Genomic DNA, 16,200 nt, shown 5'->3' on the forward strand with positions numbered 1-16,200 from the left:
TAACCGATCGTATCCTATCGTTCGGATTCCCGAGGGGATTGCGGACGTCGCCGGAGTACTGGCACCAATGGGCCAGACTCAACGGGTTCGACTCCCGGCTCTGGTCTCCGATGAAGCGGTGCCCTGCTCGTGTTGCGCGCGAGCATCGCCGACTGAGGATACCCGAGCGCTCTGATAGAGCGCTGTGAGTTTCTCGTTGTACTCGAGGGCTGGTACACGACTGACACGGTACGTGACGCTGCCGTCGGCAAGCGTTCGGACGTCGTGTCCTGGACAGGAGTTTGTCGAACGTTCATCTTCTTCGGTCTAAGCGCTACGCGCCACGAGTGCAGCGAGTCCGCGGTATGGGCAGGCCGTTGGTGCCCTCGGGACAACCGAGGATCCAGCGGTTCGCTTGAGAGCCCAAGCGAAAGCGAGGACCTCTCTCGAGCGACCTCCAGCCGTGAAACGATCCTCATCAGCCAGCCCGCCTCCCCACCTTTCAGTACTTACAGTTCCGAGCCGTTTTCATACGCCCCACTGGGGGCACCGTCAACGCAGAAAATCATGTCAATCGATGCATCGAAACCGGACCCGACAGCGTTGGTCTTGGGAGGACACTGATGCCAGACAGTGAGACGCTCGAGCGAACGGGCGCGACACTCATCCTTTTCGGCGTTTGGGCGGCGATCGTCCTCGGTCCGATGTTCGCAAACGCGGACCCGCCGCGCGCAGAACTTCAAATCGCGATCACTGCACTTGCGTTTTCGATCCTCGGCCGTATGTGGGATCTCGAGGTTCAGCGCCTACTGAACGGTATCACGATCTCGGCCGATAGTGGGAAGCGTCAGGACGACCAGGAGGACTGATCGGAGACTGATCCTTTCCACAAGCGCCACCACGGCGTCAACAGCGCTGGCGTCCGTCCTCGAGCGGTAGAGATATCACGCGGACATTTTCGATACAACGGCCGGACGAGGGAGCGCGATAGCTCCTCTCGAATACAATCATACCATGAGGGGGTCACGATGAGCAACGAGGAGCCAGTCGAGGGGAAATGTAACTACCACCCGACTCAGGACGGTGGATACTGCGGCCAGAAGGCCGGGATGGGAACCGATCACCTCGGCGAGGGGTACTGCAAGTACCACGGCGGCTGCTCAACGGGCGGCGCTCGGGAAGGCGCCGGCGCTCCGAAGGGCAACACCAACGCCACGACACATGGGGCGTACGCCGACTGCAACTCGTTCTACCAGAATGAGCTCTCCGAGGAGCTCCGGCAGCTCGCTGACGACATCTTTGCGGACTACCTCGAGAAGTACCGCAGCCTCCACGGCGAGCCGCCACTCGGCCACGAGACCGAGCTGTTCCGCCTCTCCGTAACGCACGTTAAGGACATCGTACTCGACAACTGGTCGACTGACCGACCGGCGGCCCTCGAGTCGGGGAACCCGATGGTCGACCGGGAGACGCGCACCAAGACGGAGAAGGACAAGTTCAACGAGATCGTGACCTTCGAGGAGCACCACTACAAGGAGTCAGTGGTTCTCGCGGCGCAAAAGAAGCTCTCGACGGATCGCAGGCAGTGGCTCAAAGACCTCGACCTGCTGCACGATGCCGATCAGAAGACCGCCGACGCCCTCGAGGACGGCCTCGACCTCACGCTCTCAGAGGCAGACAAAGAAGCGCTCGACGCCGCAAACGACGTCGAGCCCGACACGATGAAGTAATATCGTGCTATGAGCCAGACAACGCAACCATCGTTCACGGAGATAGCCGAGCGGAACCCGCTGGCTCACCCGACGGCGACGTCGATCCAGCTGTTCGACTACTCGCTGCCGCCGGGCCCGCACCTCAAAGAGTTCTACAACTCGCTGTGGAAGGCGGTCGACCCGGATTTTCCATACGCACCGACGAAAGTCGCTCGCCTGCTGCCTCGAGGACACGGCAAGTCCGAGGGCGCCGGCGTCGTGTTCCCGACGTGGGCGATCCTCGACAACCCGGGGATCCGCGTCGCGATCATCGGGAAGACAGCGGGCCTCGCCGACGAGCGTTCCTCGAAGGTGGTCGACGCGGTTGAGACCTACGCGCCGATGTTCGGTGTCGAGCTCGAGAACGTCGCCGGCACACAGCTGACGACGGCCGCGAACACGCATAAGGAACCGACGATCTCAGCGTACGGCCTGGAGTCGAACCTCACGGGCCGGCACTTCGACGTGATCGTTTGGGACGACATCGCGGAGTGGGACAACCAGCGCACGGAGACACAGCGCCGGAACGTTCGGGAGTACTTCCAGGACTACGAGAAGAACCTGATCGATCCGGACTGCGTCCTCGAATGCGGCGGCGTCCAGGCGATGATCGGCACCCGGAAGCACCCGAGCGACTTGTACGCGACCGAGATCCTCTCGAGTGCGACGTGGGACTGTAAGGCGGCGACTGCAATCCACGAGGACGACTGGCCGCTCGTCGAGGAGCGTGCCTGGAGCGTCCGCGGCGACGACGGTGTGATCTACGACGACGTCGGCGACCTTCCGGCGGACGTCAACCTCGCGAACAACGGCGTGATCCCGGATCGGGATATGACCGTGCTCTGGCCAGAGCACAAGCCGGCATCCGAGCTGCTATTCGACATCGTCGACGGCGATGACAGCACGCCGATCTGGCGCCGGGAGAACCAGCAGGATCCGAACGCGCTCGCCGGCAGCGTGTTCAAAAGCGAGTGGCTGACCTACGTCGACGATCTCCCAAAACCTCGAGTAGCGTTCCGGTGGTACGCTGGGATGGACCTCGGGCTCGTCGAGGACCTCCAGCAAGCCGCGCAGGACGACACCGACTGGACGGCACTCGCTGTGGTCGCGTGGGATGACGACATCGGGCGTGGGTACCTGACGAAACTCGAGCGAGTGCGCGGCCTCTCAGTCAAGGAATCGGCCGACTGGGCCGTCGGACAGCTTGACGGCATCGACGTCGACGGGATGTTCGTCGAGCAGAACGCGAACCGCGGTGTTGCCCAGCGCCTTCGCGACGAGTCACCGATCCCGGCGGAAGGCGACACCTCGAGTGGCGATAAAGAGGAGCGGATCCACAACCTGTCGGCAGACTTCGAGTCCGATACGCTTCGGATCGTCGGCGATCCGACCGACGACAAGTGGTACAACTTCGAGGTCAACGAGTGGCTGCAGTTCCCGAACGCGAGTCACGACGACCGCCTTGACGCGATCGAGATCGCGATGCGGCACATCGACGCTGAGGACAACGAGGATCCGTTCATCGTTTCTCGATAACCATGAAACTGCCAAACCTACTTTCGCGCTCCGATAGCGGCGACGATGAGGAACTCAAAGAGCAGCACGCCGAGGACCTCGAGCCTCGAGGCGAGTCACGCCAGGGCGTCGGGAGCTTCGTCGTCTCACGAACCCGCCGCCACGAGACCGATCCTCGAACGCGGTATCTTCGATCGGAGATCGAGACCGACGTCGAGGACGCGCCAACCGTCCTCGGTGAGTACCATCGGGAGTTCTACGTGGAGTTCGCCCTCGGCCAGGCCGCTCTCACGCTGTTCGACCTTTCGGTGTCCGAACCGGGCTGGTCGGTTCGTGCTGAGATCGACGGCGATAAAGACGAGGATATGACACAGGCCCTCGAAACGTGGGGTCGCAACTGTGCGATCCACGCCGGCGAGAGCGGCCAGGACATCATGACGATTGTCTCGAAGTGCCCCTCGCATCGGCGGTCAAAGGGAACGCTGTTCGTCGAAAAGGTCCGCTCGAGCGAGAGCGAGCTCGCGGCGGTGATGATGCTCGATCCGTCGACGATGAGCATCTACAAGCGCGACGATCAGAACCTCGTCGTCCAACCGAACGATCCCGTCGACGGCGACCACCCAACCACACCGAACGGCGATGCAGCGGCGTACGTCCAGTACGACGGCCACGCGACCAAAGACGAGATCCCGTTCGCCGCGGACGACATAATCAAGCTCGCCTACAACGTCCCCGAGGGCCAGGCCTGGGGGACGATGATCTGGCGGGCGATCCGCGAGAACATCCGTCGGTTCCAGAAGATTAAACGTGACCGTGGTGCGTCGATCCGGCTCACCGGGTGGCCGCACCTGATCTACGGCCTCGAGGGCGCGACCCAAGAGCAGGCCCAGAAGCTTGCTGATGCTCATGATGAGGGGGATCTCCAGGCCAACGAGGGACCGAAAGACGACGACGAGTCCTCGAGTTCGCGCGTCGGCCGGACCGACTACGTCAACCACCAGGTCAACGTCGAGGAGGTCTCGCCGGACGTCCCGGACGTCAACGACGCGATCATGGACGAGATCGAGGAGATCTTCTCGGTGATGCCGGTCTCGAAGCCGATGGTCGCCTACGCGCAGGATATCAACCAGTGGGTGATCGAACCACTCGACCGGCGTGACGATCTCCTCGTCGACGACGAACGGCGCTACCTCGAGGATAAGTGGGAGCCCCTATTCCGCGAGAAGGCCGACGAGCTCGCCGGCGGCACCTACGAGGGCGAGGTTCGCTGGCGGATCGAGCAACCCCAGGACGAGAACCCACTCAAGCGCGAGGACTTCGATCCCGAACGCCTCCTCAACCTCGTGCGGGCGCATAACGAGTGGCCGGACGCGAAGTTCCCGATGGAGCTGTTCTACCACTACGCAGGCATGGATCGCGAGAAGTGGGAGGAAACGGTCGACGATGCGGCCGTCGAGCGCGCCCAGGAGATCGTTGCCCAGGCGCAAGCCGAGGACGAGGAGTCGAACGACGAGAATGGTGGCGAGGACGACCTCGAGGATGACAACGGCGAGTAATGCCCTCCGAAGACCCGACGCAATCGACCACCCGACGCAGAAAGTGGACTGGTCGCTTCAACAAGCGCTACGAGGCGATCGTCGGTGCGCTCAACGACGAGTTCCGCGGCGGGTCGGAGTTCCGCCCCCAGAACGACGTCGAGGAGTCGCTTCAGACGGCCGACTTCCGCGAGTGGTTCGAGCAGCAACTCGACGACGAGGTCGTCGAACCGCTTCCAAGCCGTGCGGTCCGTAATGGCGCACACTACACGGCCGACTACGTCGACGAGTTCTATCGAACCGGGCTCCGGCTCGCCGACGAGGACATCCGGCAGGCCGGCGCGGATATCCCGGACGTCTCGCCGGCGGTCGTCGCCTCGAGTGACATTCACCAGAAGAAGCTCCGCGGCGAGTACGTCGAGGTCTATCAGGAACTCGAGGACATCGCCCGCGAGACTGGACGGCAGGCGACACGGGAGTACCGCGGCGCTGTCGCCGGCAGCGAAACCCTGGCGGCGACGCTCTCGGCGCTGAAGGACCGCGTCCGGAAGGTCGGCGAGAGCCGAACCAAGAACCTCGCACACTCCTACGGCACACGGATCGTCAACGACGCGATCGTCGAACGTGCTGCCGAGCTCGGCGTTGAACAGATCGGCGTCGACGTCGAGACGGACATCACGATCGACGGTGAGCCCCTCGAGCAGTGGCAGGCCGTCTTGGACGAGGTGACCTGCGATCAGTGCCGGGCGCTCCACGGCAACGCCTACAAAGTGAGCGAGATCCGGAGCGGCGACGCTCCGAGACCGGTCGACGACACGCACGCCTACTGCCGTTGCAGATATATCATAGTAGAGATATGACACAACACGATACCGAACTGCGAGAACAGCTAGCTCCAGCTGAAAGCGGCGGTGCGGCCGTTGCCGAACCGTCGGATACCGGCACGACCGTCCGGATCAACCCAATTCCCGAGGGTGAACGGACGGTCGGACATCGGCCCGGATCCGAAGACGACGAGGTCGCGATCTGGGATCCCGAGCCGATGAAGGAGGCCGTTGAGAGCGGCGCTCTAGATGGCTCGACGATCGTCAAAGGCCGCGCCGGGAAGAACCCACACTATGGCTTCGACGAGCAGGTCGCTGCCGACGACGTCCTCGGGAAGGTCGAGAAGTGGGAGTACGAGGACGGCGTCGGCCCCGTCGGGAAAGCTCAGCTCGCCGACGAAGGGATCGCCGACCGCATCGAACTCGACCTCCTGGACGTCTCAGGCGACTGGCTTCGTCGCCTCGGCGAGTACGACGACGAACGTGGCGGCAAGCCTGTCGAGGAGGTGCTCGGCCTCCCTCGAGTGACCGTCGTCGAACGCGGCGCGTCGAACGCCTCGATCGACCTCGAGCCCGAGACGGCCGAGGCGCTGGGCTACAATCCCGATGCGCCGGACGTCGGCCAGGAGCAACATGCGGACACACTCACACCGGCGCCGCCGGACGGCTGGGTTGACTTCTACGATCAGCTGACCGCCGGCGACGCCGTCGCAGTCTCGGGCGCGTACTACTCGGACGGCGACTACTACGTCTCGATCCACCCGGAGGGCGATGCCCTCGAGGAGCCCGACCCGTCGCTCGGCGAGGCGATTGCGACGCTCGGCCCGTTCCCGGCTGATCGGAGCGAGGGCTCGATCACGCTCCCACTTGAGGAGCCGATTGAGCAGTCCCAGACGCTCCATGCTGTCCTCCGGGAGGCCGACGACGGCGCCGGCGACCCGATCGAGATCGACGGTCGGCATGTCATGAATGGCGCGGTCGTCCGGGTCGCGGATCCGGAGGGCGAGGCCGAGTATCTCGCCGATCCGGACGCATCGAACAAAACGATAGGGGCGGCAACCGGCACCTCGCCGGACACCCCAGCGGACACCACCGATCCAACAGATATGGGATCCAACGACAACGAACTACGAGAACAGCTGGCCGAGGTCCGAGACGAGCGCGACGAGCTCGAGGACGACAAGTCCGACCTCGAGGAGCAGCTGGCCGAGAAGAACAGCACGATCGAGGACTACGAGGACCGCATCGACGAGCTCGAGGAGGAAGTCGGTCCGATCAAGGAGCTCCTCGCCGAGATCGCTGTCGGCGACCAGCCACTCGACCCTGATCGGATCGCTGAGACTCACGACACCGAGGAACTCGTCGAGATGCTCGCCGGCGACGTCGAGGAGGACGACCTCTCCTACTCGGAGAAAGTCAAGGAACAGCTTGCGGCGCCACTGTCGCCGCGTGGCCAGGGCGAAGAGGAGAGTGGCCCCGATCTCGGCGACGTCGACTCCGAACAGGTCGAGCAGCTCGCTGGAAGCGTCCTCTCGCTCTCCGACATGCAGCGGATCCACAACGAGGACATCTCTCGTCGAGAGTACCTCCAGCGCGAGTACGACGTCGACCCCGCGCAGTACAACTCCGAGCCGGCGCTCCGTGACGCGATCGGCGAGAACGGAGGTGCGAGCTAATGGCGTCCGGTGACCTCTCGCTGTTCGAGCCTGGCGACCGACCGACTGTCACGCTCGTTGCCGACTCGAGCGGGAACGTTCCCGATCTGAACGACTTCGTCGAGCTCACGGGTGAGAACGCCCAGCACGCCGAGGTTTCGGTCGTCGAGAACGCCGGCGCCGGCGTCGCAACCGTCGCTCGTCTCCCCGATGAGTACGATCCCAACGCGAGCTACAGTGCCGGCGACGTCATTGGTGAGGCAACCGTCCTGCTCCGGCATCCCGTCGACTGGGTAACACCGTCGGATGGGACCGACCTCTCGCCGGGCGACCTCGTCGTCTCGGACGCTGGCGGTACCGTGGCGGCCTACGATTCGGCTGGCGGTGATACCGCCGATATGATCGTTGGTCCGGTCTGGACGACCATCGCGAAGGGAAACTACACGGCCGGCAAGGTGGCCGTCGTCCGTCGCAACTAGGAACCGTCCCTGCAACTGCATCCATACAACTACTAATACCTACACATGTCGCGAGTTACCTTCCAGAACACGGATGGTCTGACGCCGGAAGTGCTGCGGAACACGATGGTCGAGACCATCAACCAGATGGATCGCATCAACGTCAGCAACGACGAGGGCTACGCCTCGGCGCTGACGGTCTTCCCGATGGTGAACATGAACGCCCCCAAGGAAGGGTACTACACCTTCGGCGGCGTCTCCGGCGGGATGCCCGCCGCAGCGCCGGACGCCGAGTCGCCGCTGGGCGCGCTGACGCTCCCCTCGAAGACGAGCTACGACACTCACTCCTACAAGCGAAAAGTCAATCCCAAAAAGGAGCTCGAGGCTGAACTCGACTCGGCCAACGCTCCGTTCTCGCTGTTCAACTACGGCGCGAGCTACCTCAACGCGGAGACGTTCATCCGCCGCGAGATCGTCACCTGGCGTGGCGACGAGAACATCGACGGCCTGATCGGCCCCAACGGCGCCGACCCGCACCCGGACATCGAATCCGAGGGCAACGCCTACACGTCGCTCACTAGCTGGGACGATCACGCAGGAGCGACGCCCTACCAGGACGTCCTCGACATCGCGCACAACATCAAGACGCAGGGCCGGTTCATGGGCAACGAGAACCGCCCGCCGCTGTTCGCCGGTCCAGACGTCATCCGTGATCTCCGACTCAACGAGGACCTTCAGGACCGCCTCGGGATCACTCGAGACACCACGCTCAACACGGCCGACATCTCCGGGCTCATGAGCGACGATATCTCTAGCATCCGTGAGGTCGCGGTGCAGGTCCCGCGGACGAACGCCAACGGCGAGTTCATCGATGAGGAAGACAACGTCGTCGATGAGGCCGAGGACGCCGTCATGGACAACATTCTCGAGCCGTACGACCCGGACTCGGGCACCAAGAATCGAAACATCGTGATCGGAATGCCCGGCGTCGAGTCTGCGTTCATGCCGTGGTACCTGAACAAGCTCACCCAGCTGGCTGATCAGGCGCCGATGACGTCGTCGCTCTCTGTCGACTCCGAGCGCGGGTTCCTGACCCAGATGTGGAACGACGACGACCCGATCTCGACGTACATGGCCGCCAAGCAGGACATCGGCTTCCACCTGCGACGGCCACAGAACTGGGCGGTCGCTCAGGTGTAACCATGGCTGAGCTATACTGGCCCCGTTCGACGACCTTCCTCGGACGTGACCAGCAGTACGCTGGTCCCGAGGTCCACGACGTTCCCGACGAGCTCGAGGAGAAGTTCCGCGCCCGCGGCTGGGAAGATCCGCCCGAGGAGGGCAACGAGAGCGAGGACGTCGAGGAGTCGGACGAGGACTACCAGACTCTCGATCCCTCAGAGTACACGGTTGCCGAGCTCGAGAACGAGCTGGAGACCGGCGACTTCGATGCTACTCTCGATGAGATCGAGGAGGCTGAGAAGGCGCAGAAAGATCGCGACGGCGCCCTCGAGGCGATCGCCAACCGACGCGAACAACTCGAGGAGTAACCCCCCATGAGTACGAACGAGGATCACTACGCCGACGTCCAGGACGTCCGCGACGAGCTCCACGCCGAGGGATGGGATCCGACAGGCCTCTCCGACGAGTACATCATCCGCCGGCTCGAGCGACGAGCGGCTCCGATCGTCGAGAACGAACTCGCCGACGGTAACCCTGAGTGGAAGCTCCCGATCCTCGAGGCGCTGCTCGCCGGCCACTACATCCTCGCCTCTGGGAACGACGACGTCCGTCAGATCAACCGCAAGTCCGACGCCGACGGTTCGACTGCGAACTACCAGGGCGATCTCGGCGAGCAAGGGCTTCGCGGGACGACCCTCGGCCAGCAGGCGATCGAGGAGGACGACAGCGGCGTCCTCGCTGACCGGGCTGCGACAGTCGACGACCCCGAAGGCGACGAGCCGTTCTGGTTCGTCTCCCGGAGCGCCTAATTCATGAACGAAAATTCCACGATCACTGTCTTGGCCTACACCGAGACCGGTGAGACCGAGGACGACGGCATGGGCGGCACCCAGCCGATCGAGGACTGGGTCGTGATCGCCGAGGAGATCCCTGCCCGCTACTCCCCCGAGGGTAAAACGATCGTCGACGAGGACTCCGGCGAGCGCATCCAAGACACCGCTTTCGTTTCGATCCACCCGCGCCACATCGGCGAGATCGCCGGCGACGGTACCTACCTGCTTGACGATCGGCTCCGTCCAGGCGTCGATCGTCGCGTTGATCTCCATCGTGGCGATCGCGAACCTCGCCGGCGATCGATCAAAAGCGTCGCCGAGGTGCTGGGCCCGAACGGTCGCGTCCCGAGTGCGGTTCGACTCGAGCTCGAGGTGGTCACATCGTGATCTCTTTCAACTGGAAGAGCGGCCAGGGACCAGACGCGCTCGTCGAGGACCTCGAGACGTTCAAGGACGAGTTCTTCGGCCGCCTTGAGGACGATGTCGAAACGACAGTCGACGAGGCCGTCGAGGAGGCCCAGTCCCGTGCTCGTGTGGACACTGGCGAGCTCCGCGACTCGATCCGAAACAAAGTCGAGCAGATGACCGGCAAGATCGTCGCGCACCTGATCGCCGGCGCTGAGCACAGCGCCTACAACGAATTCGGGACGATCTACATGAGCGCCCAGCCGATGATTCGGCCGGCACTGCGGAAGGTCGAGCAGGATCTCGTCGATCGGATCACCAAAAGCTGGGATCAGGCCGCTCGAGCTCTTTGATCATGCCACACTCAGACAACGAGGCCGGCCTCACACAGGCAGCGCTCACGGATCTCCGAAGCTACGGCCCACTGCTCGAGGCGCTCGGCGACGGCGACTCTCCGGGCGATGCAACCGAGCAGATCCGGACCCCGCTTACCGCCCCCGATCCCGACGATATCCCGCCGGCACTGCTGATCATCGACGTCCAGGCCGTCGCCTCGGCGGATCGTGGCGGCGCCGTCCTCGTCGACTACGAGGTCGAAGCCGGGCTCACCGTCACCGCCGGTTGGATCGAGGGCAACCGACCGGGCCCGAACCCCGAGATCGCGTTCTCCCGGATCCTTGACGCCGTCAGTGAGCGAGCGAATGTCGGCTTTGGAGTCGACCACCTCGCACTCTCTGACGCGGGCACTGGCGGTGGGTCGGGCGTCCTCGAGTCGCCGATGGAGGCCGGGGAGAAGGGTGCCGCTCGGCTGTGGCAGTTCGAGCAGTCCCGCAACTAACCATGTCAGTCTACAGAAACCAGAAAGGAACGCTGTCGTGGGCCGGCTCTGACCGCGCCTACCGCCGCGGCGAGATCATCGTCGATCCGCCCGAGCACATCCTCGAGAAGTTCGGCGACGACTTCGAGCGCCTCGACGATCCCAAGACGGGCGCGATCGACCGCGACATCCTCGAGGGCCTCAAGTATCGCACGCTGCAGCGGATCGCAGCGAGCGATCTCTACGACGCCGTCGACGGGAACTCGACGAAGGCGGCGATCCTCGAGGCCGTCAGCGCCGGCGGCAATGAAGGCGATGACAGCGAAGGCGAACCGACCGACGAGTAACCGCCCCGATCCCGGATAGCGATCGGACCGACAACACGCTATGAACGCAAATCCCAACACCGAAGCGAACTTTCAGGGTCGATGGGTCGACATCGGCGTCGTCACCGACCTCGGCACCACAGAGGAAACGATCGAATGGCTCGACCACGTCTACGCGGACACGTCAATCTCGAAGGACTCCGACAGCGACGAGTTCCAGTACAATGGCTCGCAGTACACGATCACCGAGGAGGGTCACGTCACGCGCGAAGCCGAGTTCGGGATCTATCCGGACTCCGAGAATGCCGATCTCCAGACGCTCGGTCTCATCGACGCAGACGGAGCTGAACTCCACAACGTCCGCCAGGAGGCAGTCGTCTTTGTAATCTGGCCGAGCGCCGATGAAACCGACGACACGACCGCGATCAAGCGCGTCGGCGAGAACGTTCGCGTCCAAACCGGTGAGGAGAGCCTGTCCGACGGGCCCTACGAGTTCACGTTCACGCTGTTCATCGAGGGCAAGTACTGGTTCGACGGCGCCGCAGCACTCAATGGCGGGAGCTGATCATACATGTCCCAGGCACCCACCAAGCCGCCGGAGCCGGAGGATCGTGCGGAGGTTCTCGAGGACCTCGGCGGCGAGAATGTTGACGAGCAACTCGAGCGCGGTGAGGAAAAGCATGAAGCCGCCGAGGCTGAACGCCAAGAGCAGAAACAGGAACAACTCGAGAGCGCTGCCGACGGCCAGGCGATCGAGGACTGGCTCACCCAGGAGACGACCCGCGACGTCGACACGATCTCGTTCCGTGGCCGTGAGTTCGAGTTCTCTCAGCCCGGCGTGATCCACCGCCGGCAGACGATGAAGATCCTCTCCGAGTCGGACCCTGAGACCTTCGAAGATGTCGACCCTGACGACGACGAGGCAGTCAACGAGACGATCGAGGAGAACCTCGACCCCGAGTCGATCAAGAACGTTGTGGGGCTCTACGATCACCAGCTCGAGACGATCACCGAGCTCTGCACCGACCCCGTGATGGGTGACGAGACCGTTCCCGAGGGCGACGATCTCTCTCGAGGCGCCCAGCGTTGGGGTCGATTCAAGCTCGAGGACGAGACCGACGCCGACGGTAACGTCATCAAGGAGGGGCTATCGACGCTCTCTCAGCAGGTCGTCGCCGAGCGCCTCGAGGCGACCGACGAGGGCGAGGGAAATTAACTCCCGACGAACGTGAGGCGATCGACGACTTCGTCGGGCGCGACGACTACTACGGCGTCGCCTGGATGGAGGTCGTCGTCGAAGGGCTCGGGAAAACGCCGATCGAGTTCGGCCAGGATACGGAGCCGAAAGAGCGCTACGCGATCCGGCAGTACGTGCGCTCGAAGGCCGCAGCCAAGCGTGAGCGGGCCGAGCAAGCCAACCAGAACAACTAGTGGAGTTGAGAACGTTTTTCATACTACGCCATGCGCTCGCTACTCTCCAGTTCGGACACTGCTCACGTCGTCGACGCCGAGCAACTGCCGCCGGCGCCGGACGGTCGACAGTATCGCTACGAGGTTGTCGTTCAACTCGACGACGCGGTCGACTCGGCGCCGTCGGACGACGACGTTCGAGAGATCGCCGACGCTGTCCTCGAGGCGATCGCCGAGATCGACGATCCAGACTGGCCGGGCGCCGACGAGCTGTATATCCAGATCTACGGACCCGATCGCGAGCTCGACGCCGGTGCCTGTGGGACGGCCCACTGGGTCGCCGGCGACTACGAGTCGATCGAAACTCGATCGTACTTCTTCGGAGGGGTTGGGGCATGACCGACGACGTCGTCCGCCCGCTCGGCCCGCTCGCCGAGTTCCGGGAGTACGCGAAAGAGGAGCGCGACGCGGCCCGTGAGCGCGGGAACCGCGCCGGCGCCCTCGCCTTTGATGACATCGTGAACAAGACGAACGAACTCGAGCGTGAGGCGATCGCCGACGGGATCCCGCTGCAGCTCGATCTCTCGGAACTCGAAGACTGACACTCCGTCTTTCTCGAGAAATACCTGCCGTATAGCGCGATAACCGCCCCACTGCAGCCGATTCTAAGATGATCGAAATCCCCCGTGAGCGAGGTGTGTAGCCGTGGGTGCGCTTTCAGAACTTCGTGGCTCGATTGAGATAGATCACTCCGGAGCCAAGTCCGCGATTGAGGACGTCCAAGGCCAGGCCGAAGACATGGGCTCGTCGTTCGAGTCGACTGGCCAGCGGATGCAATCCGCAGGGAAGTCCATGACTGCCGGCGTCACGGCCCCGCTTGCTGCGATGGGCGGTGCAGCGGCGAAGACTGCTGCTGACTTCGAGAAATCGATGCAGTCGTCCATCGCGATCATGGGCGACGTCTCGAACGCCGAGCGTGAGAAACTCGAGAAGACAGCCCGCGAGGTTGCGACAAGTACATCCAAATCCCACGAGGAGGCCGCCAATTCGTACTACTATCTCGCATCTGCTGGCCTCGACGCCGCCGATTCGATGGAGGCCATGCCGCAGGTCGCCGCGCTCGCGGAAGCCGGTCAGATGGACATGGCCGAGGCGACCGACATCGCCACCGACACGATGTCGGCGTTCGGAATGGAGGCCTCCGAGCTTTCCCGTGTGACGGACACGATGGCCGGGACGGTCAACCGGCACAATCAGACGATGCAGGGGATGGGGTCGGCGATGAGCCAGGTTGCGCCGGTTGCATCCGGTCTCGGGATGTCGATCGAGGAGACCTCGGCCGCAATCGGGATGATGGGCGACGTCGGTATCAAGGCCGAGAAGGCTGGTACCGGTCTCCGATCCGCTCTATCTTCGCTGCAGAACCCGACTGGGAAGGCTGCCGAGACGATCGAGGCTCTCGGCATCAAGGTCAACGACGCCGAGGGGAACATGCTCCCCCTCCACGAGATCATCGGCCAGCTCGAGGAGAGTGGCGCCAAGACAGCCGACATCATGGCCCTGTTCGGGAACCAGGCTGGACCGGCCATGCAAGCTCTCGTTGATCAGGGTAGTGACGCACTCCGTGATGAGGCGGAAGCCCTCTCCGAACTCGACGGCGAGACGCAGAAAGTCGCCGAGACGCAGCGAGACACGCTGCACGGCTCGATTGAGATGCTCAAGTCGTCGGTCGCTGACCTTGCGATCGAGTTCGGCAGTGTACTGACGCCGTACATCCGGCAGGCTGCCAACCTCGCGACGAATCTTGCAGATCGGTTCTCGGGGCTCGGAAGGACGACACAGACAGTTATCGTCGCCGTCGGCGGGGTTGCTGCGGCGCTCGGCCCGCTGCTCATCGCGTTCGGTGCGCTTATCGGCCCACTTTCGACGGCTGTGGGTACGCTCGGAGGTCTCACTGCGGTACTCGGGCCAGTTACTGGTCTCGTCGGTAGTGTGATCGCCCCACTCAGTTCTCTGACAGCAATAGTGAGTGGACTCTTAGCGCCACTCACTGGCCTCGTTGGGACAATGGGGTCGTTCGGTGCTGCTGTGGTAGGAGTCCTCGGTCCGATCGGCTTGCTCGTGGCAGCCATCGGCGGAATCGGCTATGTTCTGAGTGAAAACAGGGAAGTGGTTCGCAAGTTCGCCAATCAGGCGATCGGGAAGCTGAAGAGCGTCGCATCAGGCGCGGCCACGTGGCTGGAGGCGAACGGGCCCAGTCTTCTCAAATCCGCCTTTAGGAAGATTGGGGAAGGTATCCGGTTCATCGCACTTGATATTTACAATGCGGTTACCGGGAACGGTGATTCGATTATCAAGTCGATGATCATCGACGCGGGGTCATGGCTGATCAACGAAGGACCAGGGATCCTCAAGGCAGCCGCGAAACTCGCGTTCGACGCGATCATGGCTGCTGCCAAGGGGCTCTACCAGGGCCTGATCGGCAACAGCCTAATCCCTGAGATGTTCCAGGCGATCGGCGCCTACATCAAGTCGACCGCGGTCTCGCTGATCCAGACGGCCATACAGACCCTCGTCACCCGCGTTACGACGCTTTTCACCACCCTGAAAACGAAGACGGTCACGACGATCACGAACTGGGGTAATCGGATCGGAACCCTCGCAACGAACGCGAAGAACAGAGTCGTCACGTCAGTCACGAATCTGAAAAACCGAACGGTCACGCTGGTCACGGGTCTCAAGAATCAGACAGTTACGCAGTTCACGAACCTGAAAAACCGAGTTACGTCATCGATCACGAATGCCAAGAACACGGTCGTTGCGACTGCTACGAATCTGAAAACGCAGACCATCAGCCAGTTCACGAATCTGAAGAACACTGCGACCTCTCGAGTGACGTCGCTTAAGGACGACGCCGTCTCGGCAATAACTACCCTGAAAGACGACACGGTCGGCGAGCTCCGGTCGATGGCCGACGACGCTGTCGACGAAGTCAGCGAGATGGCTTCGGATCTCCTCGACGAGGTCGACATCGCGAACAAGTTCAAAAACGCCGGTGGTGACCTGATCTCATCATTCGCGGATGGGATTCGCAACTCAGTCGGTGAGGCAACGAGCGCCGTCTCAGGAGCAGTCGATGATGTGAAAAGCTATCTGCCGAGTTCACCAGCCGACAGAGGTCCGCTAAGCGGTGATGAGTGGATCTACGGCCTCCCCGAAGCGATGATATCGGGAATGGAGGACCGCGTTCGCGAACTTTCGTCAGCTTCGGCGATGATCGCCGACGCGGCTCGGCCAGATCCCGATGCGCCCAACGTCCCAATGCCGACCCCACAGCCCGCGGGCGGCAACGGCCGTCAGTCCTCGCGGCGGCGCGATGACGAACGCCGGGTCATGATCGACTTCGGCAATCTCCCGCGGGACGCTCTCGTCTCGATCGGCGACCTCGAGGACATGGCCGACGAGGCCGTCCGCAACCGCCGCCGGCGCGAAAAGAATCGAACTGCGTAA

The 16,200-nt window shown here is 63.1% G+C and carries 20 protein-coding genes; all 20 read left to right on the top strand.

What is annotated here, in order from left to right:
• Window positions 1–602: 602 nt before the first annotated feature.
• A complete protein-coding gene (locus HTZ84_RS05125) occupies window positions 603–848 on the top strand; it encodes a hypothetical protein (RefSeq protein ID WP_217468193.1) in 246 nt (81 codons plus the stop codon).
• A 159-nt stretch (window positions 849–1,007) separates the two neighbouring features.
• Window positions 1,008–1,709 (top strand): hypothetical protein, encoded by a 702-nt coding sequence (locus HTZ84_RS05130; protein WP_174679684.1) that lies wholly within the window; start codon window positions 1,008–1,010, stop codon window positions 1,707–1,709.
• A gap of 9 nt (window positions 1,710–1,718) precedes the next feature.
• Window positions 1,719–3,266 (top strand): phage terminase large subunit family protein, encoded by a 1,548-nt coding sequence (locus HTZ84_RS05135; RefSeq protein WP_174679685.1) that lies wholly within the window; start codon window positions 1,719–1,721, stop codon window positions 3,264–3,266.
• A 2-nt stretch (window positions 3,267–3,268) separates the two neighbouring features.
• Window positions 3,269–4,801, top strand: coding sequence for a hypothetical protein (locus HTZ84_RS05140; protein WP_174679686.1), 1,533 nt, complete (start codon window positions 3,269–3,271; stop codon window positions 4,799–4,801).
• On the top strand, window positions 4,801–5,640 hold the full coding sequence (locus HTZ84_RS05145; protein ID WP_174679687.1) for a structural protein: 840 nt from the start codon (window positions 4,801–4,803) through the stop codon (window positions 5,638–5,640). The genes HTZ84_RS05140 and HTZ84_RS05145 overlap by 1 nt, the downstream gene beginning before the upstream one ends.
• Window positions 5,637–7,280, top strand: coding sequence for a coiled-coil domain-containing protein (locus tag HTZ84_RS05150; RefSeq protein ID WP_174679688.1), 1,644 nt, complete (start codon window positions 5,637–5,639; stop codon window positions 7,278–7,280). Before HTZ84_RS05145 ends, HTZ84_RS05150 begins: the two co-directional genes overlap by 4 nt.
• Window positions 7,280–7,738, top strand: a complete 459-nt coding sequence (locus HTZ84_RS05155) for a hypothetical protein (protein WP_174679689.1) — start codon at window positions 7,280–7,282, stop codon at window positions 7,736–7,738. Before HTZ84_RS05150 ends, HTZ84_RS05155 begins: the two co-directional genes overlap by 1 nt.
• Window positions 7,739–7,783: 45 nt before the next feature.
• Window positions 7,784–8,917 (top strand): hypothetical protein, encoded by a 1,134-nt coding sequence (locus HTZ84_RS05160; protein WP_174679690.1) that lies wholly within the window; start codon window positions 7,784–7,786, stop codon window positions 8,915–8,917.
• 2 nt (window positions 8,918–8,919) lie between these two features.
• Window positions 8,920–9,267, top strand: a complete 348-nt coding sequence (locus HTZ84_RS05165; RefSeq protein WP_174679691.1) for a hypothetical protein — start codon at window positions 8,920–8,922, stop codon at window positions 9,265–9,267.
• A 6-nt stretch (window positions 9,268–9,273) separates the two neighbouring features.
• Window positions 9,274–9,708, top strand: a complete 435-nt coding sequence (locus HTZ84_RS05170) for a hypothetical protein (RefSeq protein ID WP_174679692.1) — start codon at window positions 9,274–9,276, stop codon at window positions 9,706–9,708.
• A gap of 3 nt (window positions 9,709–9,711) precedes the next feature.
• Window positions 9,712–10,119 carry a hypothetical protein gene (locus tag HTZ84_RS05175; RefSeq protein ID WP_174679693.1) on the top strand — a complete coding sequence of 136 codons (408 nt, stop codon included), beginning with the start codon at window positions 9,712–9,714 and terminating at the stop codon, window positions 10,117–10,119.
• On the top strand, window positions 10,116–10,490 hold the full coding sequence (locus tag HTZ84_RS05180) for an HK97-gp10 family putative phage morphogenesis protein (protein WP_174679694.1): 375 nt from the start codon (window positions 10,116–10,118) through the stop codon (window positions 10,488–10,490). Before HTZ84_RS05175 ends, HTZ84_RS05180 begins: the two co-directional genes overlap by 4 nt.
• A gap of 2 nt (window positions 10,491–10,492) precedes the next feature.
• Window positions 10,493–10,975, top strand: coding sequence for a hypothetical protein (locus HTZ84_RS05185; RefSeq protein WP_174679695.1), 483 nt, complete (start codon window positions 10,493–10,495; stop codon window positions 10,973–10,975).
• A 2-nt stretch (window positions 10,976–10,977) separates the two neighbouring features.
• Entirely contained in the window at window positions 10,978–11,301 is a 324-nt protein-coding gene (locus HTZ84_RS05190; protein WP_174679696.1) for a hypothetical protein, read from the top strand.
• A 40-nt stretch (window positions 11,302–11,341) separates the two neighbouring features.
• Window positions 11,342–11,845, top strand: coding sequence for a hypothetical protein (locus HTZ84_RS05195; RefSeq protein ID WP_174679697.1), 504 nt, complete (start codon window positions 11,342–11,344; stop codon window positions 11,843–11,845).
• Between the two features lie 6 nt (window positions 11,846–11,851).
• The gene (locus HTZ84_RS05200) at window positions 11,852–12,496 is read left to right on the top strand and encodes a hypothetical protein (protein WP_174679698.1); all 645 of its coding nucleotides are present in this window, start codon (window positions 11,852–11,854) and stop codon (window positions 12,494–12,496) included.
• 65 nt (window positions 12,497–12,561) lie between these two features.
• The gene (locus HTZ84_RS05205; RefSeq protein WP_174679699.1) at window positions 12,562–12,711 is read left to right on the top strand and encodes a hypothetical protein; all 150 of its coding nucleotides are present in this window, start codon (window positions 12,562–12,564) and stop codon (window positions 12,709–12,711) included.
• Between the two features lie 30 nt (window positions 12,712–12,741).
• Window positions 12,742–13,089, top strand: a complete 348-nt coding sequence (locus tag HTZ84_RS05210) for a hypothetical protein (protein ID WP_174679700.1) — start codon at window positions 12,742–12,744, stop codon at window positions 13,087–13,089.
• The gene (locus HTZ84_RS05215; protein ID WP_174679701.1) at window positions 13,086–13,292 is read left to right on the top strand and encodes a hypothetical protein; all 207 of its coding nucleotides are present in this window, start codon (window positions 13,086–13,088) and stop codon (window positions 13,290–13,292) included. The genes HTZ84_RS05210 and HTZ84_RS05215 overlap by 4 nt, the downstream gene beginning before the upstream one ends.
• 103 nt (window positions 13,293–13,395) lie before the next feature.
• Window positions 13,396–16,200 (top strand): phage tail tape measure protein, encoded by a 2,805-nt coding sequence (locus tag HTZ84_RS05220; protein WP_174679702.1) that lies wholly within the window; start codon window positions 13,396–13,398, stop codon window positions 16,198–16,200.

It is taken from the genome of Haloterrigena gelatinilytica, from assembly GCF_013342145.1.
GTDB lineage: Archaea > Halobacteriota > Halobacteria > Halobacteriales > Natrialbaceae > Haloterrigena > Haloterrigena gelatinilytica.